The following is a 22,112-nucleotide window of genomic DNA, read 5'->3' on the forward strand; positions in this document are numbered from 1 at the left end:
GTTTTATTTATTGGCAGTTTATGAAGCGGCTTCGGCCGAACAAATTAATCAAACTGCCGCCCAATAGAAAACCACCGCTGACTTCGATATCAACTTTTAGACTATATCTAATTCCGGATTGAGAACACTTCGGTCAGCTCCGAAAATCCTTTGAAAAGTGCTTCCTCTAATTGCTCGCAATCGGCAGAGGCTGAAAGGTTCTGTCGTGTTTCCGCATCAAATAGAATGGCCCGATCCACGATCTTGGTGTGTGCTTCTAGTCGGGCGGCAAGATTAACTGTTTTACCGATGCACGTATACGTGGCGCGCGTCTGCGTACCTGCATAACCTGCTACTACCTCGCCGGTAGCCACACCAAAGCCCACTTTCAGCCTCTTCTCGCCCAAGGCTGTTCGCTCTTCGTTTAGCATATCGATCATTCTACTCATTTCTTGCGCCGCAGAAATCGCGCTTTGCGCTGAGTTATCAACAGGTTGAGGCGCGCCAAATAAGGCCATCAAGCCATCACCAACCATCAAGTTCACTATACCACCATGACTCGTAACTGCCTCGAACATCAGGGTATAATAGGTGTTCAACAGTTCAATCGTCGCTTCGGGTGGCATGGGTTCAGACAACGCGGTGAAATCTCGAATATCACAGAACAGGACTGTCGCAGTTATCCGGCTACCGCCGATAGCAAAACCCGACGCTTGCAGATCCTGAGCGACCTCTTCGGTCGCAAATCGCCCTAGAAGCCGCTTTTGTTCGTCGTATAGCTGCTTTCTTTCGAGGCTGGAATTCAGGCGTGCCTGGAGCAGCACTTTGTTCACAGGTTTGGCGATATAATCTTCAGCCCCCAGTTCGATGCAACGAACGACGTTTTCGAGCCCCTCAACCGAAGATGTAACGATGACTGGCAAATCGCGAAGTGTCGGATCGCCTTTAAGTGCTTCAAGCACTTGAAACCCGTCCATTTCCGGCATCTCTATATCCAGTAGCAGGACATCATAATCATCCTCGGCAAGCATTTGCATTGCGACTTTGCCATTGTGTGCAACCGATGCTCGATGTCCCAACATCTCGACACTTCGAGTCATCAAAATTCGATTGACCTTGTTGTCATCGACAATCAGAAGATGCCCGGTTTTCTCAACCATTCAAAAGCCCTGTGAGCGCCGTCGCAGTTTGGTCAAATGTAGCCCTGAGGACATCCACCGCCGCACCGTCGATTTCGCCTGACAATTCGATATCACGAGCCCGTTCGGACAGAGTTATTGCACCAAAGGTTTGCGCGTTCGACTTGATGGAGTGAGCCGCACGGCGATAGGTGTCGGCGTCTTGGTTTTTGACCGAGCCTTTCAGCTCGGCAAACATGTTTTCTGCGTCATCTAAGAAAGTGGCCGCCAATTCTCTGGCGAAATCTTCACCCATCGCTGCGCAAAGCTCTTCAAAAACAGTAGGGTCAATGATGTCTTTGGTCATTTGCGTTTCCTTGGAGACCGAGCAGGAGTGCGGGAAAGTGCATCGATCAGGCGATCCACGCGGATTGGCTTTGCGATGTAGTCGTCCATTCCGGCAGCCAAACACATTTCGCGGTCTCCTTGCATTGCGTTTGCGGTCATCGCAATGATCCTAGGACGGTCATCGGGATGGGATGCGTTAATTTTTCGAGATGCTTCAAGCCCGTCCATTTCCGGCATTTGCACATCCATTAAAATGACGTCATAGGTTTGACGAGCGACACTTTCGATGGCCTCAATACCGTTGCTGGCCAGATCGGTACGATAGCCCATTTGTTCGAGCAGGCGTATCGCGAGCTTCTGGTTTACCAGATTATCTTCCGCCAAAAGAATGCGAAGTGGATGCCACTTCGCCATATCGGGATCAATTTTGGGTTTTTGGATCCTCCTGTCTTCCTTTGGGGCCTCTGACGGCGCAAAGAGAGTGACCAACGTATCGAATAGCTGAGATTGGCGTAATGGTTTAGTAATATAAGCCGAAAACAAACCTGCTTCGGCTTCGACATCGCGAATGCCGAGTGAACTGAATAGGATCATTGGGATATTTTCGTTCAGTTTGCGAATGGCACGGGCCAGCGCAAGCCCGTCCATCTGAGGCATGTGCATATCCAATATTGCGAGGTCGAATTGTGCGCCCTTCTCTAGCGCCCCTATGGCGTCTTCCGGATTTTTGTATGCGGTCGTTTCGGTTCCCCATTTCAAGGTCTGCAGGGAAAGCACCTTCAAGTTTGTCGCGTTGTCATCGACAACCAGAATTCGCTTGCCTACCAGTTCAGATTGCACACCGATCAAGTCACGAGATTTGGATTTTGGTAATTGGGCGGGTTTAGCCCGGATAGAGAAATGAAAGGTCGAACCTTTACCGACGCCTGCGCTCGTTGCCCACATGGTGCCGCCCATCAGTTCGGCAAGTCGTTTTGAGATAGCAAGTCCCAATCCTGTGCCACCATATTTTCGAGTTGTCGAGCTGTCAGCCTGGCTGAAGGATTGGAACAAACGACCCATCCCCTTCTTGCTCAAACCAATACCTGTGTCGCGAACCGCGAAGTTGATCAGAACGTGCTCGTCTTCCGTCGGCGTTGCGCTCACTTTCAAAAAGATCTCGCCCTTTTCCGTAAATTTCACTGCATTCGACAATAGGTTGAGCAGGATTTGCCGCAGCCGAGTGAGGTCGGCACTGATGCCGGGCGGAACGTCATCCTCCATCAGATATGCGATCTCAAGATGCTTTTCTGCCGCCTTGTTGCCGATCAAATCTTGTGCTGACTCAATACAATCTCGCAAGTCCAATGGATGATATTCGATATCCATCTGGCCTGCTTCGATTTTCGAAAAATCTAGAATCTCGTTGATTATTCCCAACAACGCATCGCCGCTGTCGCGAATGGTTCGGGCGTAGTCATTTTGCTCATCGTCCAACTTAGTGTCCATCAGCAGGCCGCTCATCCCAATTACCGCATTCATAGGCGTGCGAATTTCATGCGACATCGTGGCGAGAAATGCGCTCTTGGCTTCGTTGGCGGCCTCGGCCGCCTCGCGCGCCGCTTGGGCTTCGCGAAACAAACGAACATTCTCGATGGCAATTACGGACTGATCAGCAAAGGATTCCGCCATAGCAATATCGTCGTCCGAAAACGGCGTCTTTGTTTTTCTAATGAACACAAGTCCACCCAAACATTTGCCACTGCGCATCAGCGGCACACCGAGAAAAGCTTCGTAACCGTTTTCCTCCTGCAACTTTTTCGCCAAACGCGGCAGTTCATGCGACGACAAGTCGTGCATATGCATCGTTTTTCCGGACAAAAGCACAGACGAAAGGAAATTGTCTTCTGGGTCAAGCGGATGGCGCGTTTGTCCAAAATTGCGAATTAAACCTTCAGGAGAAGCCAAAGCTACTTGCCACCAATTGTTATCATCCGCCAGTGTTGCGACAGCCAAGTCACAAGAAACAAGCCTTGTCGCGGAATTAACGATGACTTCAAAAACAGGCGTTGTATCGGTCGGTGATTGGCTTATTACCCTGAGCACATCGGCGCTCGCGGTCTGTCGCGCAAGTGACGTTTGGTTATCTTTGAACATACGCGCGTTCTGGATGGCGATAACTGCTTGATCAGCGAAATTCTTTAGTATCTCAATTTCACGCCCAAGGAACGGAAGGTCGCTGCCATCTTCTGCAATTTTGCGTGCAAGAAACAGCGCTCCGACTGCCGTTCCCTTCCACACAATCGGAGCGATAAGGCAGGAGAAATTCCCGACCTTTTCTGCAACCTTCTGAATTACCAGAGATGTGTCGGGACCACGCATCGCATCCGGGCAATGCACGACTCTTCGTTCACTGATCGCAGTCGCTACAATCGTTTTCGCCACTGGCAGCGGCTCATATCCCCTTGCGCTTAACTCGCCAATTGGACCACGTACCGCGCCCAATAGAATCCGGTCTTCTTCGCCCAGTGTCAAAATTGACAGATCGTTGCACTTTATCAGCTTTTGGCAGCTGTCCAAGATCTTGTCAAAAACCGGTTTTGCGTCCTCCACAGAGTTAGAAATAACTTCCAGAACTTCGGACGTCGCTGTTTGTCGTTCCAGCGCTTCTTCGACCTCGGCAGTCCGATCCTGAACTTCTTGGAATAGCTGTGTGTTGTTAATCGCAATAACCGCCTGCGAAGCAAATGTCTCAAGCAAGCCTATTTGTTTTTCGGAAAAGGCGTCGGCCTTGCGGTGGGCCATAACAATAACACCTACCGTCACATTGTTGCTGATCAGAGGCACACCCAACGTCGTAAGGTAGTCGCCAATTTCTGCCGCTTTTTTCCAAGTATAGGTAGGATCGTTACGTGTATCGCGAATATACACGGTTTCACCATGCAAGGCCGTTCGTCCGATGCATGATCCCTCTTCCGGCTTAATCGGATTCTCCGCAAGAAAGGTCAGGAAATCGTCGCTGACGTTTTTGGACATGGCTACACGATACAGTCCATCTTCTGGGTTGATCATGGCGAAAAAGGCGTATTCAGGCTGGCAGATGCGCGAGGCAACATCCAAGATTGAATTAAGGACTGGCGGCAGGTCATTAGGTGATCGCGAAATGACGTCCAGCACCTCGGAGGTTGCGGTCTGGTATTCAAGCGCCTCTTCCACTTCGGCAGTACGACGCTGTACTTCATCGAACAGGCTTGCATTGTTCAAAGCGATTACAGCTTGCGCGGCGAAAGTTTCGAACAAGGCAATTTGTTTCTTCGAAAAAGCATTGGTTTCTGTGTGGGCGACTGTGATGACACCTACTGTGCGACCATTGTTGTTCATTGGAACGCCAACCGTCGAGGCATAGTTGCCGACCCGCGCTTTATGCGCCCAGCCATAGTCGGGGTCGTTTTCCAGATCAGGTATGTGGACCGTCTGACCTGACATCGCAACACGGCCCGTGGTGGTCGTCTCGTCCGCCGCAAAAGGAGTGCTTCGAACGATTTTGACCATTTCTGGCGACGCATGCCGAATGGCCCGTGCCTCATAAAGCCCGGTATTTTCGTTCAGCAATGCGATGTATCCACCTCTGTGCCGAATTATGCGCTCAACAACTTCTAGTATCGCATCCAGAACTGGCTGAACTTCGTTGGGCGAGCGAGAGATCACCTCCAGCACGTCTGAGGTCGCGGTCTGATACTCTAACGCCTCTTCCACTTCGGCGGTGCGCGCCTGCAACTCGCGGAATTGGCGCACATTTTCAATCGCGATAACGGCTTGGGCAGCAAAAGTTCGCACCAGATCGACGTCATCGTTGGAAAATGGTGCAACCTCGCGACGGTACAGAACGATAACCCCCAGCCCTTTTCTGTCTTTCATTAAGGGAACCGCCAGAACCGACCGAGCGCCTTCCACTTCAACCATTTGAACACGTTTGGGATCACGGTCGCGATAATACAACGGGTCATCTGCTATATCATCCTGCCGGATTATCTGCCCATCATGGATCGGCCGGATTGCCACCAGCTCTTTGCGGCTTAGGGGTTCGTCGAAACCCTTTAAGTTTTCATTGAACTCTGCGCGGGCGCCTACATTGGCCGGTATCGTGACCCGCCCCTTCGCATGATCTGCAACAGAAAGAAAAGCCAGTTGTGCATTGCACAATCGACAAGCATTTTCGAGGATCGTTTTAAAAACAGGTTGGTCATCGTCGCGCGTTTGACTGATGACTTCTAGAATGTCGCGCGAAGCCGTTTCCCGTTCAAGACGAGTTTGGATTTCCCGAAACTGGCGTACGTTTTCGATAGCGATTACAGCCTGCGCTGCGAAGGTCTCGACAAGAGAAATCTCATCTTCGGAAAAGGCCCGCACCTCTTTTCTGTAAATTCCGATGCAGCCAACGGGCGTCCCGTCCGGCTTTAAGAGTGGTACTGTCAGAAATGTGCGAACGCCTTCGTCATCGGCAAGCTGCCTTCGCCACTTGTCCCCTTGAAGATAAAGATCAGTCTCGCGTAGGTCGACCGAGTGTACAATACGCTTCTCGCGAACTGATTGAGCAATCTGAAGGTTGGAGCCCACAGACCAACGGTCGACGCCGACCTCATAGGTCGACAGCGTATCCCCGATATGGGCCGCATATTCCAGATGCGTACCCTCTGTGTTCATCAGGGAAAGAGTGGCAACATCTGTTTCGCAAAGCTGTGCCGTGTTTTCGAGAATGGTGTCGAACACAGGGCGCTCGTTATCGCGCGATGTGCTGATGACCGATAGCACCTCGCCTGTTGCACGTTCGCGAGCGCGTCGATCTTGAAGCGCCTGATATTGTCTGACGTTATCAATTGCGATCGCGGCTTGTGCGGCGAAGGTTTGTGCCGTCGCGATATCGCTGCCGGAAAACGGATTTACTTCGTCGCGATACAGCGCCAATGACCCTACTGCGGAGCCATCAAGTACAATTGGGACAAACAAAACGCTACGCAAACCGATCTCATCAGTCATTGATCGTACGATCGGGTTGCCACCATTGTAGAGTGGGCTGTCGGCAATGTTCGCCCATGTCACCAGTTCGCATCTCACTATGCACTGGGCAAGGTAAGACCCGTCTGCGTTCAAGTTCATTCGCTCAACATCGAATAATTTGATTGCATTAGGTGGAAGCCCGATCTGGGCGGCAAGCTGCATTGCGTCGCCTTTTACCGCCGCCAGAAAAAGCCCAACCATTGGTGCATCGCATATGTCCCGGCTGTGTTTCAGGATCGCGTCAAAAACCGGCCCTTCATCGTGGCGCGAAACTGACATCCGGCTCAGAATGTCTGACATAGCATCGAGCCGCACCTTCAGCTCAGATGCGACCTCTGAGGAAACATCAGGTTTGGCGACATCCGAGTCGGAGAAAGAATCTGTCGTCCGTTTCACATCAATTAATTTAGTATCAGGGCCTAAAGTTGAGTCTTATCCAACGTTAACCCTTTATCGAAAGTGAGAACACTAATTACTCGCCGCCAATATTACCGGATTCTTTGCGGAACGTGGTTTGGAACTTATCGCGTTGTTGAATGCTTGCATTTACATCGCTCCTATCGCCGCGCCTAAGCGTTCTTTCGTATCAAATCACAACACGTCGGTTCCTAACTCATGATGCCAAGAAAGGCATCGCAGAACATTCAGGACATCGTTGCGATATTGCGTATTTTTAGCTTTGGCTTGTTTACAAGTCAGACGGCGCTGCTCTCTCTTACTAATTCAACAAACAGCGTGGTTAATTGATTTTTTGCGTAAATTAGTGCATTGTGTTGCCTAACTTTTTTTATTTTTTCTGTCTGATGCGTTGTTTAAAATTGGGGGGCGAACATGAATAGCGTGAAAACTTTCCCGAATATGGTTAGTGCTTCAATTGTCTCGGTTTTGCTAGCGGCCAACACTGCGCTTGCTTTTGAAGGCGAAGTTCCGCCAGACAATGTGGTTCCAATGCAGAACTACTCGCCGTTCGTAGACAGATCTTATCCTGATCGTGTTTTGTTCGGTGATCTGCACTTTCACACTGAAATCTCATTTGACGCTGGACTAGTTGGAACTTCGCTGAATATTCATGACGCATTTCGCGTGGCACGAGGCGAACGAATTACATCGAACACCGGGCAACCTGTTCAGCTCATTCGACCACTCGACTTCCTCGCAATTACCGAACACGCGGAAATGTTAGGTTTGGCAACAGCCGTGCGTGCAGCGGATCCGCGACTGTTAGCAGACGAATGGGGTCGCCTGACCTACGAGCGGTTCAATTCCGGTCAGGAAGGTCGCATGGCAGCTTTTGCAGACATTATCGAAATTGCATCAGTTGAGGGGCGCGACCCGACGGCTGGGCTGGATCTGGATGGTGACCTTTGGCAGCAGATTGTAGAGACCGTTGACGATTACTATGAACCCGGCGTGTTCACCTCTCTTGCCGGATATGAATGGACGTCCACACCGCTTGGCAACAATCTGCATCGCGTCATAATCTTTGGGGATGGCGCGGAAAAAACAAGCCGGACCCGACCATACACATACTTTGAAAGCGAAGATCCTGAACCTTTGTGGGATTATCTGGCAGCCTACGAAGCCGGGACGGGCGGAAGCGCAATTTCCGTTCCGCACAATGGTAACATATCAAACGGGATAATGTTTGCGCCGACAAAATTTGACGGTTCTCCTATGGATGCAGAATACGCCGCCAAACGTATCCGCTGGGAGCCAATGCACGAAGTGACACAAATTAAGGGTGATGAAGAAACGCATCCAATTTTGTCGCCTGACGATGAATTTGCGGATTTTGAAACCTGGGACGTTGCGAATATTTCTGGAACTGTCGCAAAGACGCCTGAGATGCTGCGCTATGAATATGGCCGATCTGCTTTGAAGGTCGGATTAGAGGTTCAACGACAGGTTGGCGTCAACCCGTTCAAATTCGGATTTTACGGGACGACCGACACACACACCGCACTGCCGACCACGCGGGAAGACAATTATTTTGGCAAGTATCAACACACCGAACCCTCTGCGAACCGCCATAACTTTGATGTTATTCCTGCAGAAGATCCGGCACTTCGGATCATCACAGCACAGGAATCCGCTGCCGGCCTTACGGCAGTTTGGGCGCGTGAAAATACACGAGAGGAAGTTCACGGTGCGATCAAACGCAAAGAAGCTTACGCCACAACCGGGCCGAGAATGCTGGTCCGGGTTTTTGGTGGTTGGAACTTTGATGCGGATGACCTTAGTTCATCAGATTTTGTCTCAAATGGCTATCAAAATGGCGTGCCAATGGGTGGTGAACTTGCGAACGCACCGGACGGAGCTTCACCCGGTTTCCTTATCCGCTCCCTACGCGATCCTGACGGTGCAAACCTGGACCGCGTCCAAATCATCAAAGGTTGGATTGACGAGGCGGGCGAAACTCATGAGCGCGTTTATGACGTCGCCGTTTCAGATGATCGTGAGATCGGTGCCGACGGGCGGGCTCGTGAACCGGTTGGATCAACAGTAGACATCGACGCTGCGACTTATAGTAATTCTATTGGATCTGCCTCGCTCGATGCATATTGGCAAGATCCGGAATTCGATCCGGCTCATAATGCGTTTTACTATGTCCGAGTAATCGAAATCCCAAAACCCCGTTGGACGACGATCGACGCGGCATTTTACGACATTCCCTTGCCTGAATCTGTTCCAGCTGAAGTTCAGGACCGCGCTTACACTTCACCGATTTGGTACACCTCGAACTAACAGTCTCAGGGAATTCAACGCAGCTTAGCTTGTTAGCAAATGGCTGGATGCAACCATTTGCCGAGTGTTCATTAGTGCCGGCCTTTTGAGTAAACCTGGCACGCTCTCATGGTGATGAACTTTCTAAATTCCACTTCTTGGATCAGGGTTCGTAATCTCAGACGGGAACCATGCTGCAAGTTTTTGAAAACCCTGACTAACTGAGTTCCATCAACAACTTTGACATCCGATCCAACCCTTTGTCCAGATTTGTTGCGGTGCCGCCCCCTACTCCTAAACGAATATGGTTTGGCATTTCATAGGATGATCCGGGTAACAGAAAAGTTCGGTAGGGTTCAGCCAAAAGTCGTTTTGCGAATGTGTCGCCATCAATTCCAGTCAACCTTGCCAAACCGATCAGACCTGCCTCAGGTTTAACCCAGTTAAGCTGAGGTTGATGGGCAACAAATTGATCTAAGTGATTAAGCGTCTGGCTGCCAGCAGCCCGAGCCGACTGAATTTTTGCCTTGTATCGTTCAGGACGCAGCGCGATTTCCGCAATTGTCTCTCCCAAAATATTCATGATTTCACTTGAGTTTTCCCGCAGTACAATGGCGTCCCAAATAAGATCAGGGTCGCGGCAGATCATCCAACCTGTGCGTAAACCCTGCATTCCAAGAGCCTTCGAAACACTACCTGTGGTTATCCCCCGCTCATACATGCCGGCGATCGATGGTGCGCGTTCACCTTCCCATTCTAGGCCGGCATAAACCTCATCCACAAGCAGCCATGCACCGACCCGCTCCGCTATTTTGACCAAACGCTCTAATTCGTCACGCGGCATGAGTTTGCCGGTCGGGTTATTGGGGTTTGTGAGAAAAATCATACGTGTACGATCGGTGACCGCTGCCTCTACAGCGTCGAGTGGAAGAGACCATCCCAAAGCTTCATCTCGATTAATCACCTTTAATTTGGCCCCCACAGCGTCAGCCAGCACACCGGCTTGTGGCCAGCCAGGACGCTCGGTCACGACCTCGTCGCCTCGTTGCACCAATTGCATAAAGGCAAGGTAGTTCGCTTCGGCCGTCCCTGCTGTAATCAAAACGTCATCGGGCTGGCAAGCATCTGCCAAGTCAGTGTTTTCCAGCACCCGCTCGCGCAACCTAGGAAGGCCGCGAAAACTTTTCTGGTTCCAATCCAACGGCAATTCGGGGTCAAGCGCATCCAAAAACTCACCCAAGCGGGGCGGTTCAGAAAGCGAGAAGCCAATAAACGCTTCTGGCTCAGCTTCGGTAGTATCCAGCAGATATTGAAAAAGTGTATGTATCTTGACTTTCATGCCCCACCTTCAATGCTTGCTGTGTACCAAAGGAGAGCTTGCGTGAAAGCTGAAGGTTTTGTCAAAGGGCGACCCGCGGAACTGGCCGTTTTGGATTACGGGCTTTTTAAGGTCCATGCCAATGGTCGTGTTATAGGTATCTGTGGGTTCGCGATCCGAACGGATGCGGACGAGACTATACTTATCGATACCGGTTTCCCTGAAAAATACGCAATCGATACAGATGCGGCTTCGAAAGAAGACCGGTTGTACGAGTTCGGCGAAGTGCTTGAATGTGGGCCAGGCAATCTACCGAATGCACAATTGGCTAAACTTGGATTGAGTTCAGACGACATAACACTGCATGTTTGCACTCATACTCATATTGATCACGTAGGAGGCCTGGATGCGTTTCCCAACGTACCCATCCTGATATCGGCCAAAGAACGAACGCTGCCTCGGCCACTGTATTGGGGCGGTGTTCAGCCTTTGGAATGGCCAGACCGAAACTATCTTCAGGTTGAAGGTGATGTCGCGATTGGACCAGGACTGACGGTGCTTGAAGCCTCTGGTCATGCGCCGGGACAAATCGCGTTGATGGTCGAATTACCTTCCGGCCCGGTTTTATTAACAAGCGACGCGATTTCACGGCCCGCGGAGATCGATGAAAAATTCGTGGGCTCGTGGGACGAAACTGTTGCAATTGCAAGTGCTAATCGGCTGATGGCACTGGCTGCAGAACAGGGCGCTTTTGTGATTTATGGGCATTGCCCGGAGCAGTGGCCCAAATTACGAAAAGCCCCCGAAGTTTATACCTGAGTATAATCAAAACATGGGTGATGCAGCTGTTTGTTATCTAACGAACATCTCTTCCTTGGTTGAGTATGATAACATTACCGCTGCAAATATCGCCTGCAGGCGAGATAAGAAAGCTGACCCAATCTGCGACTTGTGCAGGTTGCATCGCTTGTCCGTGTGGCATCGCTTCAATTGCACTTTGCAGTACTTGTTCTGACAAGACTCCGAATAGCGGTGTTTCGGTCATGGCAGGCGCGATGGAGTTCACACAAATTTTTTCGCGGGCGTAGCGGCGCGCGAGGTCTTTGGTCAACGTATCCATCGCCGCTTTGGACGCCCGATAATGCGGTGGGTCAAAAACATCGAAATTATAGGCTCCGTTGGAAGAGATATTGACGATCTTTTTGACTCCTTCCCGTGCCAGCATCAACGGAACCGCCTCTTGGCAGCAATAAAATGCAGAGGAGAAGTTTATTGCCATTTGCTGGTCGAATTCGCTGCTTGGGATTTCTGGAAAATCCGACATAAAACACGTGCCTGCATTGTTGACGAGCACATCCAAACCACCATGCTTATCCTTGATGTCGGAAAACGCGGCTGCAATTTCGTCTGGTTGTGTCAGGTCAAGACAAACTGGTTCGAAATACGCGCCGATTTCTGTCTCCAACTTATTCAGTGTGCCGGCATTTATGTCGATACCGACCACATGCATGCCATCAATTATTAGTTTACTACAGATGGCCTGCCCCATCCCGCCAGCAGCTCCGGTTACAATCGCTGTTTTCATTGTAAATCCTTTTTTCCGCATCAAAATAATTGGTTTGAGTTTCTGATACGAAGCTAGAGTGTTCAAGGTTCATCCGCGAAAACTTCGGTCGGCACTTGTAGAGCTGAATCTTGGCAAATTTTCAAAATGTCAGACTGAAGGCACATCCAAAAACCAGATCTCCTGAACATAAAGATTGAGCTTGCCACTGTTGTTGAGCCAAACAATTTTCCTGGATTCATGTTCGTATTTTACCCTCATAATAGCTGACGCGCCAAAGCTGTTCAGGGGCTTGAGAGTGGAGGCGGTCTTCGCACTACCCCTGTAATCGCATTTCCTATGATGGCTGCCAAAAGGACAACACCGCCCAAAAGAGTATTTGTTGTCGCAGTCTCACCGAGAAATATCCAAACCCAAACCGGGGCCAGAACGACCTCGGCTAAGGACAGTAAGGTTAACTCTGCAGCAGGCAAGCTGCGGGACCCAATGGTATAAAGGATCAGGCCCGCGCCCACTTGGAATATGCCCATTCCCACGGAAATTCCGCCGTCACGTGGTGACAGAACCAGCGGCAAGTCAGTCGCAATACATATCACGAGTGTCAGCGCGATTGCGAAAAGTCCGGAAAGAAAAACAGCTGGCAGCATTTCGCCAGACTTTCCCCACCTCAAGGAAATCGTGAAAAACGCGAAACCAAACGCAGAGCCCAAAGCTGCAAGACTGCCTTTAATCACTCCGCCAGACGATTTGTCGGCGACCATGATGGCTACCCCTGCGATTGCGACAATGCAGGCAATCCAGGTCGCCTTCCTGACGGCTTCTCCAAGAATGATCCGTCCCAGAATAGCGGCTATAAAAGGCGCAGTTGCAAACAATAACATCGCGTTTGCCACTGATGTCGTTTGAATGGCGTATATTCCGCCGGAAAAAGCTAAAACAAGTGCCATTCCAGCTAAGACAACTGGCAATCCGACTTGGCGTATTTGAACAAACGGACTTTCACCTGATCTGATGCGAATGACGACATACAAAAACAAGCTCAGACTGATGGATCGGTACAGGAGAATTTGCCAGACCGTCGCGTCTTCGATCAAGCGTACGCCCAACCCCATGGTGGACCAAAGAACACCTGCCGAAAAAACAAGGAGCAAACCTCGTTCTCGCTTGTCTGGTAACGTTGATGCTTCACTCGACAACATTGGATAACCCGCCGCGCCCATTCCGCTCGAAGTCGAAGTTAAGACAAAACCAACAGGTATTATCGCTCAATCGCGACGTCCAAACCTTTTGCCGACAAAAGTAAATCAATCAGAAAAACCCGAAATGCTTAATACGCGGTGAACTTGTACCGGGGTGGCAATCCCCTTTAATTCCACATCACCGAGCTCTTCGGTTTGCGCTGTATCTTCAATATCCATCAACGCCCTTTGGTTTATGAGTATTTGCCCATCACTCGCAACATCACAGAGCCTGGACGCAGTGTTAACCACGCCACCTATCGCGGTGTAATCGGCCCGACCATGAAACCCAATTAGCCCGAGCGTTGCGTATCCGCTACTGACTCCAATACCCAGACCCATTTTATGGCCAAGTTTCTGCCAAGGTGCGCGGATATTTTCAAAGGCAGCTCTGATGGACATCCCCAGCCTCACTGCCTCTAGTACAGGTTGATCACATGGCACAGGGTCGTTGAAAAAAACCATTAAGCCATCCCCTGCACGATAACCAATCGTCCCTTTGTGCTGGGCAACCAGATTTCCCACTTCGTCGTGGAATCGCTGCAGAACCGCGATTACTTCTTCTGGTTCAATGGCTTCTGAAACAGCTGTGAAATTTCGAATGTCGCAAAAAAGACAGGCAATGTATCTCCTATGCGTCTTGAGAAGTTCGTCACTGTCATTTTCAACAACAAGTTCTGCTACCTGCGGGGCAAGAAACTGTTTCAATCGGCCAAGCCTGTCTATTTCGGTTTCCTGACGCCGCACCCTCTCGGTTAATCTTTCGTTCAGTGCTCTTATCTCTTGGGTTTGATTGCGAACCGTGTAGTTCAAAGCATCAAGGATGAAATTCTGGTTCAGTAGGGCTGCTATGACTAATAGAACATAGGCCAACGCTTCGACGCGTTCATCATAACCAAAGTAAAGCGTTACGATGAGTGTCAGGGCAGCAATCCCGCCAATTACAAGCGGGAGTTCTTTGGAATGCCGCTTTCTGTCTCTCCACAGGAAAGCAACCGCCAACAGTGCGAGAACCCACATCAGCACCGCTTGCGCATGAGGGTTAATTGAAAATGACTGAAAGCCAAAAATATATGTCGCCAATATCCCTGAATAGCATGTCGCCAATGAGGCCAGCGCAGCCACCACAGCTCCGAACCCAATCGGCATTGAAATTCTGAACTCCTCGGTCGCCACCCCGAACCCATCTGAAACAGCACGGGTTACGGAATCTGATGTGGAGTTTTTTGCGTTTTCTGGATCAGACATTGTTCCTGTCAGCTATCGATCCACATCAGAGTACGTTTGTTATTTGAATACGTCAAAAACAGGAGCGCCCGGCGTCCTTGCGGTGGCAAAGCTGCACTAAAAACCGAGTAATGCTTGTATACCAGAGATAAATAAGTTTGGCGGCAAGCCTGTTAATTTGGCGCCCAAACTTAGTTGATACAACTTGGTTCAAACTCTTCAACCTTCGGCACGACCAACCAGTTGATGCGTATCCGGATAACGGAAATGCAAAACGCAATAAATGTACACGGACAAAATCGCCGCAACAAAACACCAGATCGATGTGAAAGCATGAGAAGCAAAAAAGAACCCCACGACAACAGATACTACGATAAGAAAACCAAACCCTCGCAGACCTTTGTCGCTTGATCCTACCAGTGGTATGCAGATCACCAACGCATAAAACAGGCGCGCGATATTTTTAGTCGCCTCTTTCGGATACAGCTGCGAATTTTCGTATTGAATTGAGTGTTTTGCGATACCAATGTTGAGGCTTTCCGGTGAAAAAAGTACCGGCAAGTACAGGAACATACCCAAGCCGACCCCTATGCCACAGATCGCTTGAAAGATTTGCTGACGCCTTCGATCCACTTCGATCAATGAAGCTGACAGGGGTACCCAGGTCGGCCAAAACAAGTAGGCGAAAAACAAGAACACCAACGCCGCCGCTGCCGAAGGACTGGAATACGAGCTGTTAATAGACACCCACAGGAAACCTTCGGACATTTGCTGAACCCCGAAGAAAAACGGAAAGCTGGCCAACGGAAGAAATCGGACACCTTTTTGAAATGCCTCTCGAATAGTAAAGCCACTGAAAGCCACGAGCGCGGCACCGGCTATAAAGCTGGCTTGGGACGAAAAGCACATAAAGAACCTCCTCTTCCCTTTTTTACATAGCCGTTCCGATCGAAGCAAAATTTACGTTTAGTTCCAAGCAACATTTGACCTCGTTATAGGAAAAATTTCTTTGCTGAATTGTGATTGCCATCGGAAATGCGATCTCGTCGGACACATATCGCCAGATAAATATGATGCATTCGCAATTGGGCGCTGGTCGAAATGCCCAGATGCCAGAAGTTGTTCCCAGGATACAAACACTTTTATTTGGATCTATTTTTTTGTGACCAACTTCCCACCGAACCGAAAGGTTTATTGGTCAATTCCCTTATTTTTCCATTCGTTGGCCGTTGGTATAATACTTTGAGGCACCATTATCCGAAAATTATAATTGTTGCCCAAGGAGGATAGTCTATGCCGAGATGTAAGCTGCCAACTGCTCTTGCTATCTCGATTGCTGTAATGGCTTTCTCGTCTGCCTATGCAGATGAATTTGATCCTTCAGTTCTTTTTCCTCCTGCTTCTAATTTTCGGGACGGATGGTTGCGTACGGCAGATTTGGTTTTCTCTTCGGTTCAAAGACTGGCCGTTTACAACACTTACTCTTTGGGTGCTTTGTATAAGACTCATGCAAACTGACTGAAATCTAGTAGAAGTGGACGACTATTGGCGAATTCCGTTGGAGATTGGACAGAAAGCTTTCTTGGCACCCGAAACCTGCCCCGCCGGGTGCGTGACAAACTTCTACGCGAAGCGCGCGTGGTCACGTACAGGCAAGGACAACAGGTATTTGGTCCTGAGAATATCCCTGACAGTCTGATGTTTTTGCATACCGGTCGGATTCGGGTGTCGCAAAGTTCTGATGTCGGACGTGAGATCGTTCTTTATCGTGTCGAGGCTGGTGAGAGCTGCGTACTAACGACGGCCTGTATGTTGTCAGAAGAGGCTTACAACGCCGAGGGAATTGCCGAGACAGATGTTACGGCTATCACGTTACCCAAGAATTCGTTTGACCAACTTGCTGCCGAAGAAGATAGCTTTCGTCGCTTTGTTTTCTCGGCATATTCGCGTCGCTTGATTGATCTGCTGCGCGTTGTTGATGATGTCGCCTTTGGCAGGATGGACGTCAGATTGGCTGAACGCCTTCTTGTATTAGAGGGTGGGCAAGACGAAATCCAAACAACGCACCAGGCTCTTGCGAATGAGCTTGGAACCGCGCGAGAGGTTGTTTCCCGCATCCTTAACGACTTTCAAAAACGAGGAATGATCCAGCAAACAAGGGGGCGGATAACTCTGCAAGACAAAGCTGCACTAGAGCATTTGGCACAAAGCGAATGAATTCGTCAGTTAGGTGACATTGTCACTGAAATAGCGCCGCTCGACCGGTAATCAGGTTTCAACTTGAACGACCGGAGACTTTGTATGGAAACCGCATTTACACCCTTCGCTTCGTTTGGAGGTGGGCTCGCGATCGGCCTTGGCGCTGTTCTTCTTATGCTTGGACTGGGGCGTATCATGGGCGCCACGGGCATCTTGTCTGGCTTGGCATTCCCTGAAAGCCGCGAAGAATTCGCGTGGCGAATTGCCTTGACAATCGGCATGATCTTAGCCCCTGGGGTAATTTTTGTGGTGACCGGGGCCATGCCTTCGCTTTCGGTTCCAGTCAGCCCGGCAATGATCGTCATCGGCGGCGTTATCGTTGGCCTTGGCGGTAGCCTTGGGTCCGGCTGTACATCAGGTCACGGTGTTTGCGGATTGTCGCGCCTTTCGGTCCGTTCCCTGGTGGCTGTTCCGACATTCATGGCCACCGGAGCAATCACTGTTTTTCTCATCCGTCACGTCTTTGGAGGTTAATCCCATGAAGATGATATTCGCGCTTTTCACGGGTCTCGTGTTTGGCATTGGCATTGCTATCTCGGGTATGATGGACCCGGCCAAAGTACTGAATTTTTTTGATATCGCCGGAACTTGGGACCCAAGTCTTGTCTTTGTAATGGGAGGCGCCTTATTGGTGACGTTCATCGGCTACCGTTTGGTTTGGCGTCGTTGTGCCCCTATGTTCAGCGACGGCTTTCAGTTGCCTACTTCGAAAACAATTGATGCGCGTTTGATCGGCGGTTCAGCGCTGTTCGGCATCGGCTGGGGGGTCGCTGGCTTCTGTCCCGGCGCCGCGATTCCGGCGCTTGGTACCGGACGATGGGAAGTCGCCCTATTCCTTGTTGCCGTTATTGCCGGTTTCGGATTGCGTCGATTGCTGTTCGGTCAAGTCGCCAAGGCGACCGCCTAAGGCCCTTACTTGATAGTTTTTTAGGAGTAAGAACGATGAACTACCCCGTGAACATGCGGATCAAGCCACAAGTACAAGCCTTCTTTGATGAGGCTACAAACACCATCAGCTATATCGTTAAAGACCCGACCTCAAACTCGTGCGCCATCGTCGATAGCGTGATGGACATCGACTACGCGGCTGGGCGTATAACATACGATCACGCGGACGAGCTGATCCACCAGATCCAGACGCAGGGGCTGAAGTTGGAATGGGTCATCGAAACCCATGTCCATGCGGATCACCTGAGTGCAGCTCCATATATTCAGGAAAAGCTCGGCGGGAAAATCGGCATAGGCTCGAAAATTTCGATAGTGCAGGACACTTTCGGAAAGGTCTTTAACGAAGGAACCGAATTCCAGCGCGATGGAAGTCAATTCGACCAGCTGTTTGGGGACGGCGACACCTATATGATCGGTAATATGCCGGCCTTCGCCATGTACACACCAGGCCACACTCCAGCTTGCATGGTCCATGTCATGGGTGACGCCGCTTTTGTTGGGGATACGCTGTTTATGCCCGACGGAGGTTCGGCTCGTGCGGACTTTCCCGGAGGCAACGCGGCTACTCTGTACGACAGCATTCAAAAGGTTCTGGCACTACCTGATGCGACGCGGTTGTTCATGTGCCACGATTACGGCCCAGGCGGTCGTGACATCCAGTGGGAGACAACTGTTGCTGAAGAAAAGGCGAATAATATCCATGTCGGTGTCGGCAAAACAAAAGAAGATTTCGTCAAATTCCGCACAGAACGTGACGCCCAACTTGCGATGCCAAAACTGATCATTCCATCGCTGCAAGTGAATATGCGCGCCGGGGAAGTTCCAACCGATAACGATGGCAACCCCATGCTCAAAGTGCCTGTGAACCAGCTCTAAACTTTTGAAAGAGATCGATTTATGGACATCAAGAAACTCTCTGGTCAATTTGCGACCTGCGGTCAGGTTGTGCCCGGCGACATGGACGAGATCAAGAAGCTCGGATTTAAGTCCCTGGTTTGCGCCCGCCCGGATGGTGAAGCAGAGGGCCAGCCACCATTTGCCGAAATCGATAAGAGTGCACGCGCACAGGGTCTTTCGATGCAATATATTCCTGTAAGCCCGTCTGGCCCGACCGACTACAACCATGTTGCTTTTGCCGCCGCATTAGCAGAGTTGCCTGGGCCCGTCTTAGGGTATTGCCGCAGCGGACAGCGGGCGGCGAAGCTCTGGCAAGCTCATCAAAATGCGCTGGGATAGCAAAAGATGTTGATGCGGGCGGCGCAATTTTTGCCCATCCTTGGCTGGGCGCACAGCTATGGTCGGGAACAGCTTTCCAACGATCTGATGGCGGCGGTTATCGTCACGATAATGCTGATTCCGCAGTCATTGGCCTACGCGCTGTTGGCTGGGCTCCCACCAGAAGCCGGTCTTTACGCCTCGATCGCTCCTATCATCCTTTACGCGATATTCGGTACCAGTCGCGCCTTAGCCATTGGGCCAGTTGCCGTTGTCTCACTTCTGACAGCGTCGGCGGTTGGTCAAGTCGCCGAACAGGGTTCGGCAGGCTATGCCGTCGCGGCCTTGACCCTCGCGTTCCTCTCAGGCGGGTTCTTGTTACTCTTAGGTCTATTTCGCTTGGGCTTTCTGGCTAACTTTCTGAGTCACCCAGTTATTGCTGGCTTTATCACAGCATCCGGCATTTTGATCGCCGCCAGCCAACTGAAGCATATTTTTGGTGTGAATGCCCACGGCCATACACTGCTCGAGATCCTATTATCGCTTGCTTCCCATCTGCATGAGTTAAATTGGATCACGTTATTAATCGGCGTCAGTGCGGCGGCTTTCCTATTTTGGGCCCGTAAGGGGCTAAAGCCTGGATTGCTGCGCCTGGGTGCTTCAGGGCGTTTGGCCGACGTTCTAACCAAGGCGGGACCCGTTGCCGCTGTCGTCGCCACGACAGTCGCTGTCTGGGCTTTGAATCTAAGCAGTCAAGGTGTGAAAATCGTTGGTGAGGTCCCCCAAAGTTTGCCACCGCTTACTATGCCTGGTTTTGCGCCCGATTTGCTAGGAGCGCTCTTGGTTCCAGCAATTCTGATTTCAGTGATCGGCTTTGTCGAATCCGTATCGGTTGCCCAAACACTTGCAGCTAAGAAACGTCAACGTATCGACCCGGATCAGGAACTTATTGGGCTTGGAGCAGCCAACATCGGTGCGGCATTCACAGGTGGGTATCCAGTCACGGGTGGGTTCGCTCGCTCGGTCGTCAATTTTGATGCCGGCGCAGAAACTCCAGCCGCGGGAGCCTTTACCGCATTTGGTCTGGCAGTTGCTTCGCTGGTCTTGACGCCGCTGGTCTATTTCCTGCCCAACGCTACTCTGGCAGCAACGATCATCGTCGCTGTTTTGAGCCTTGTGGACTTTTCAATCCTGCGCAAAACGTGGGAGTACTCGCGCGCGGACTTTATCGCAGTTTCAGCCACCATTCTGCTTACACTGGGTCTTGGCGTTGAAATTGGCGTGGCCTCTGGTGTGGCAATTTCAGTGTTGTTGCACCTTTATAAAACCTCGACCCCACACGTTGCTGAGGTTGGTCGCGTCCCCGGAACAGAACACTTTCGCAACATTCTACGTCATGAGGTCGAGACTAACCCGACGGTGCTAAGTCTGCGGGTGGACGAGAGCCTCTATTTCGTAAATGCCCGTTTTCTTGAGGATCTTGTATACAGTCGCATTGCCGACGGCTCAGAACTGAAGCACATCGTTTTGATGTTCTCCGCCGTTAATGAGGTGGATTATTCCGCGCTGGAAAGTTTGGAAGCGATCAATCACCGACTTAAGGATCTTGAGATTGGCCTGCATTTATCTGAAGTTAAAGGGCCTGTAATGGACCGGTTGAAGAGGTCTCATTTCATCGACGATTTAAACGGCCAAGTGTTTCTGTCACAGCAGAATGCATGGAACGCGTTGTCAGGGGTAACAACGTCTAGGGATGCGTAGACGTAGAAAAAAGACCTCTCCTAAGCCCACCAAGCCAATTGCCGTGATCTTTGAACGAATGCAGGTTCAATCAAAGTGCAGGGATGGCAGAGTGAGGGCTTGAGGAACTGGCAACTGTTAACCCTGTGCATTTTACCTGTAAGGAGGCAGTGCAAGTATGGGGCGAACGGCACACTTAACCCAAGTTCTTCTCTTCCCTGTGCGGTCAGTTCTTTTTGTCTTTCAGCACGGCAGTCAGAATGGGCAACAGAAGCGTCGACAGTGACCCTAAGGGATTTGATCCTAAGTTCTTCAGCGCCATGACAATGTCGCGCGCTTCGTCAGCCATACCTTCAAGGTCCGCCTCGATATCTGCAATCGCCATGTCCCGCACTTCAACAGCCGGAGCGATTTCCTCTTCCACACTGGTGCGCTTGGCGGTCAACGCCAAAAAAAACGCCAACAACAAATTGGCTACGGCAAGCACGGCTGCAGATCCGGCAAACGGCAACCATGTTTTCAAGACGAAATACATGGAGATGTTCAACAGCACCAATCCGGCCATCGCGGCAATACCTGCTAAGGCAAGCATCACGGTTTGCTGTTGTACCACAGCCAAACGACGGCGGGTAATCAGGCGCTCGGTCCGATAAATCGTGGTAAGGTTCCTACTAATCCGGTTCATCATTTTTCCCTATCTTTGTGCCCTGCCAACAGCGTATCCCAATGCGAACGCTGCAAGAATAACGGTGATTGGGTAGTCCTTTTGCAAACGGCCGATTTCCTCGACCAACGCCTCTCCAACATTCTCGACTTTGCTCAGGTCTATTCCTCTTTCGGCCAGAAGCTTATGAATGTCATCCGCTGACCCGTCTTGTTTTTTTGCATTAGTCTCGGTAGCTTGTTCTGTCTTGGATTCCAGTTCTGCATTTCGTGCCCGGAGTCTCTTCAGTTCAGTTTCAAGTTCAGCCTTCGAAGTCATGACTTGGCGGTCCCTTGGTTTCAGGTTGGGAATTCGTGAACATTAACTCACATGTCCAAAAGGACAGAAGACATTTGTGATATTTCACAAAGAATAATTAGGGCTGTTTTTTGCCGCTGTAACACAATGGTTGCGAAAATGAACGTAGCCTAAATTTGGACACACACTTTGCACGCAAAACAGTGGTTCATAACGTTTAGGTTTCTGATTTTAAATCCTAAAATAACCGCGACCCAAGAAGAAGTGCTAATCAATCTTGACAAGAAAACCCATCGAAATTCCGTCGACGCTCGACGTCTAAGTCAGTAGAGGGGTTGTTATTGGTACGTCCCTCACCATAGCTGATGAATTATAGGTATCGACCGACAGCGATCCATGAACGAACGGCTGCAGGTAGCTTCCAATAAACCCGCCG

At 50.5% G+C, this 22,112-nt stretch carries 19 protein-coding genes; 9 read left to right on the top strand and 10 right to left on the bottom strand.

What is annotated here, in order from left to right; genetic code table 11:
* Window positions 1-107: 107 nt before the first annotated feature.
* From GOV45_RS08720 to GOV45_RS08730, 3 genes are read right to left on the bottom strand one after another with little or no spacing between them, the layout of a single operon-like run.
* Window positions 108-1,139 (bottom strand): response regulator, encoded by a 1,032-nt coding sequence (locus GOV45_RS08720; protein WP_170476455.1) that lies wholly within the window; start codon window positions 1,137-1,139, stop codon window positions 108-110.
* Window positions 1,132-1,464 carry an Hpt domain-containing protein gene (locus tag GOV45_RS08725; protein WP_170476457.1) on the bottom strand — a complete coding sequence of 111 codons (333 nt, stop codon included), beginning with the start codon at window positions 1,462-1,464 and terminating at the stop codon, window positions 1,132-1,134. The genes GOV45_RS08720 and GOV45_RS08725 overlap by 8 nt, the downstream gene beginning before the upstream one ends.
* Window positions 1,461-6,878 carry a GAF domain-containing protein gene (locus GOV45_RS08730; protein ID WP_170476459.1) on the bottom strand — a complete coding sequence of 1,806 codons (5,418 nt, stop codon included), beginning with the start codon at window positions 6,876-6,878 and terminating at the stop codon, window positions 1,461-1,463. Before GOV45_RS08730 ends, GOV45_RS08725 begins: the two co-directional genes overlap by 4 nt.
* 435 nt (window positions 6,879-7,313) lie before the next feature.
* Between GOV45_RS08730 and GOV45_RS08735 the strand changes: the two genes are divergently transcribed.
* Complete coding sequence (locus tag GOV45_RS08735) at window positions 7,314-9,227, top strand: DUF3604 domain-containing protein (RefSeq protein ID WP_217362443.1); 1,914 nt, start codon at window positions 7,314-7,316, stop codon at window positions 9,225-9,227.
* A gap of 196 nt (window positions 9,228-9,423) precedes the next feature.
* On the opposite strand, the gene GOV45_RS08740 is transcribed toward GOV45_RS08735, so the two are convergent.
* Window positions 9,424-10,545 (bottom strand): pyridoxal phosphate-dependent aminotransferase, encoded by a 1,122-nt coding sequence (locus tag GOV45_RS08740; RefSeq protein WP_170476461.1) that lies wholly within the window; start codon window positions 10,543-10,545, stop codon window positions 9,424-9,426.
* A 42-nt stretch (window positions 10,546-10,587) separates the two neighbouring features.
* Between GOV45_RS08740 and GOV45_RS08745 the strand changes: the two genes are divergently transcribed.
* Window positions 10,588-11,343 carry an N-acyl homoserine lactonase family protein gene (locus tag GOV45_RS08745; RefSeq protein WP_170476462.1) on the top strand — a complete coding sequence of 252 codons (756 nt, stop codon included), beginning with the start codon at window positions 10,588-10,590 and terminating at the stop codon, window positions 11,341-11,343.
* 37 nt (window positions 11,344-11,380) lie between these two features.
* On the opposite strand, the gene GOV45_RS08750 is transcribed toward GOV45_RS08745, so the two are convergent.
* From GOV45_RS08750 to GOV45_RS08765, 4 genes are all read right to left on the bottom strand, one after another.
* Window positions 11,381-12,109 carry an SDR family NAD(P)-dependent oxidoreductase gene (locus GOV45_RS08750; RefSeq protein WP_170476464.1) on the bottom strand — a complete coding sequence of 243 codons (729 nt, stop codon included), beginning with the start codon at window positions 12,107-12,109 and terminating at the stop codon, window positions 11,381-11,383.
* Between the two features lie 263 nt (window positions 12,110-12,372).
* Complete coding sequence (locus tag GOV45_RS08755; RefSeq protein ID WP_170476466.1) at window positions 12,373-13,287, bottom strand: DMT family transporter; 915 nt, start codon at window positions 13,285-13,287, stop codon at window positions 12,373-12,375.
* A 105-nt stretch (window positions 13,288-13,392) separates the two neighbouring features.
* Complete coding sequence (locus GOV45_RS08760; protein WP_170476467.1) at window positions 13,393-14,574, bottom strand: adenylate/guanylate cyclase domain-containing protein; 1,182 nt, start codon at window positions 14,572-14,574, stop codon at window positions 13,393-13,395.
* Window positions 14,575-14,772: 198 nt separating this feature from the next.
* Entirely contained in the window at window positions 14,773-15,462 is a 690-nt protein-coding gene (locus GOV45_RS08765; protein ID WP_170476469.1) for a DUF6629 family protein, read from the bottom strand.
* Window positions 15,463-15,846: 384 nt separating this feature from the next.
* Here GOV45_RS08765 and GOV45_RS08770 point away from each other — a divergent pair, with 384 nt between their 5' ends.
* The 7 genes from GOV45_RS08770 (at window position 15,847) to GOV45_RS08800 (ending at window position 20,736) form a co-directional block, all read left to right on the top strand.
* Entirely contained in the window at window positions 15,847-16,071 is a 225-nt protein-coding gene (locus tag GOV45_RS08770) for a hypothetical protein (RefSeq protein WP_170476471.1), read from the top strand.
* A gap of 90 nt (window positions 16,072-16,161) precedes the next feature.
* Window positions 16,162-16,770, top strand: a complete 609-nt coding sequence (locus GOV45_RS08775; protein WP_367648666.1) for a Crp/Fnr family transcriptional regulator — start codon at window positions 16,162-16,164, stop codon at window positions 16,768-16,770.
* 84 nt (window positions 16,771-16,854) lie between these two features.
* Window positions 16,855-17,286 (top strand): YeeE/YedE family protein, encoded by a 432-nt coding sequence (locus tag GOV45_RS08780; RefSeq protein WP_170476475.1) that lies wholly within the window; start codon window positions 16,855-16,857, stop codon window positions 17,284-17,286.
* A 4-nt stretch (window positions 17,287-17,290) separates the two neighbouring features.
* A complete protein-coding gene (locus GOV45_RS08785; RefSeq protein WP_170476476.1) occupies window positions 17,291-17,719 on the top strand; it encodes a DUF6691 family protein in 429 nt (142 codons plus the stop codon).
* A gap of 35 nt (window positions 17,720-17,754) precedes the next feature.
* Window positions 17,755-18,636, top strand: a complete 882-nt coding sequence (locus tag GOV45_RS08790) for an MBL fold metallo-hydrolase (RefSeq protein WP_170476477.1) — start codon at window positions 17,755-17,757, stop codon at window positions 18,634-18,636.
* A gap of 21 nt (window positions 18,637-18,657) precedes the next feature.
* Window positions 18,658-18,996 (top strand): TIGR01244 family sulfur transferase, encoded by a 339-nt coding sequence (locus GOV45_RS08795; RefSeq protein WP_170476479.1) that lies wholly within the window; start codon window positions 18,658-18,660, stop codon window positions 18,994-18,996.
* A gap of 6 nt (window positions 18,997-19,002) precedes the next feature.
* Window positions 19,003-20,736 carry a SulP family inorganic anion transporter gene (locus tag GOV45_RS08800; RefSeq protein ID WP_437436515.1) on the top strand — a complete coding sequence of 578 codons (1,734 nt, stop codon included), beginning with the start codon at window positions 19,003-19,005 and terminating at the stop codon, window positions 20,734-20,736.
* Window positions 20,737-20,941: 205 nt separating this feature from the next.
* On the opposite strand, the gene GOV45_RS08805 is transcribed toward GOV45_RS08800, so the two are convergent.
* Complete coding sequence (locus GOV45_RS08805; protein ID WP_170476481.1) at window positions 20,942-21,400, bottom strand: hypothetical protein; 459 nt, start codon at window positions 21,398-21,400, stop codon at window positions 20,942-20,944.
* Between the two features lie 9 nt (window positions 21,401-21,409).
* Window positions 21,410-21,697 carry a hypothetical protein gene (locus GOV45_RS08810; RefSeq protein WP_170476483.1) on the bottom strand — a complete coding sequence of 96 codons (288 nt, stop codon included), beginning with the start codon at window positions 21,695-21,697 and terminating at the stop codon, window positions 21,410-21,412.
* Window positions 21,698-22,112 lie beyond the last annotated feature (415 nt).

The sequence above is a fragment of the Ruegeria arenilitoris genome (genome assembly GCF_013035425.1).
GTDB lineage: Bacteria > Pseudomonadota > Alphaproteobacteria > Rhodobacterales > Rhodobacteraceae > Ruegeria > Ruegeria arenilitoris_A.

Bases quoted from the DNA above. Each gene is read 5' to 3' on its own strand.
- GOV45_RS08800 (WP_437436515.1), top strand. From the start codon at position 19,003: ATGTTGATGCGGGCGGCGCAATTTTTGCCCATCCTTGGCTGGGCGCAC.
- GOV45_RS08740 (WP_170476461.1), bottom strand. From the start codon at position 10,545: ATGAAAGTCAAGATACATACACTTTTTCAATATCTGCTGGATACTACC.
- GOV45_RS08760 (WP_170476467.1), bottom strand. From the start codon at position 14,574: ATGTCTGATCCAGAAAACGCAAAAAACTCCACATCAGATTCCGTAACC.
- GOV45_RS08795 (WP_170476479.1), top strand. From the start codon at position 18,658: ATGGACATCAAGAAACTCTCTGGTCAATTTGCGACCTGCGGTCAGGTT.
- GOV45_RS08810 (WP_170476483.1), bottom strand. From the start codon at position 21,697: ATGACTTCGAAGGCTGAACTTGAAACTGAACTGAAGAGACTCCGGGCA.
- GOV45_RS08805 (WP_170476481.1), bottom strand. From the start codon at position 21,400: ATGAACCGGATTAGTAGGAACCTTACCACGATTTATCGGACCGAGCGC.
- GOV45_RS08785 (WP_170476476.1), top strand. From the start codon at position 17,291: ATGAAGATGATATTCGCGCTTTTCACGGGTCTCGTGTTTGGCATTGGC.
- GOV45_RS08720 (WP_170476455.1), bottom strand. From the start codon at position 1,139: ATGGTTGAGAAAACCGGGCATCTTCTGATTGTCGATGACAACAAGGTC.
- GOV45_RS08755 (WP_170476466.1), bottom strand. From the start codon at position 13,287: ATGTTGTCGAGTGAAGCATCAACGTTACCAGACAAGCGAGAACGAGGT.
- GOV45_RS08765 (WP_170476469.1), bottom strand. From the start codon at position 15,462: ATGTGCTTTTCGTCCCAAGCCAGCTTTATAGCCGGTGCCGCGCTCGTG.
- GOV45_RS08725 (WP_170476457.1), bottom strand. From the start codon at position 1,464: ATGACCAAAGACATCATTGACCCTACTGTTTTTGAAGAGCTTTGCGCA.
- GOV45_RS08735 (WP_217362443.1), top strand. From the start codon at position 7,314: ATGAATAGCGTGAAAACTTTCCCGAATATGGTTAGTGCTTCAATTGTC.
- GOV45_RS08790 (WP_170476477.1), top strand. From the start codon at position 17,755: ATGAACTACCCCGTGAACATGCGGATCAAGCCACAAGTACAAGCCTTC.
- GOV45_RS08770 (WP_170476471.1), top strand. From the start codon at position 15,847: ATGCCGAGATGTAAGCTGCCAACTGCTCTTGCTATCTCGATTGCTGTA.
- GOV45_RS08780 (WP_170476475.1), top strand. From the start codon at position 16,855: ATGGAAACCGCATTTACACCCTTCGCTTCGTTTGGAGGTGGGCTCGCG.
- GOV45_RS08750 (WP_170476464.1), bottom strand. From the start codon at position 12,109: ATGAAAACAGCGATTGTAACCGGAGCTGCTGGCGGGATGGGGCAGGCC.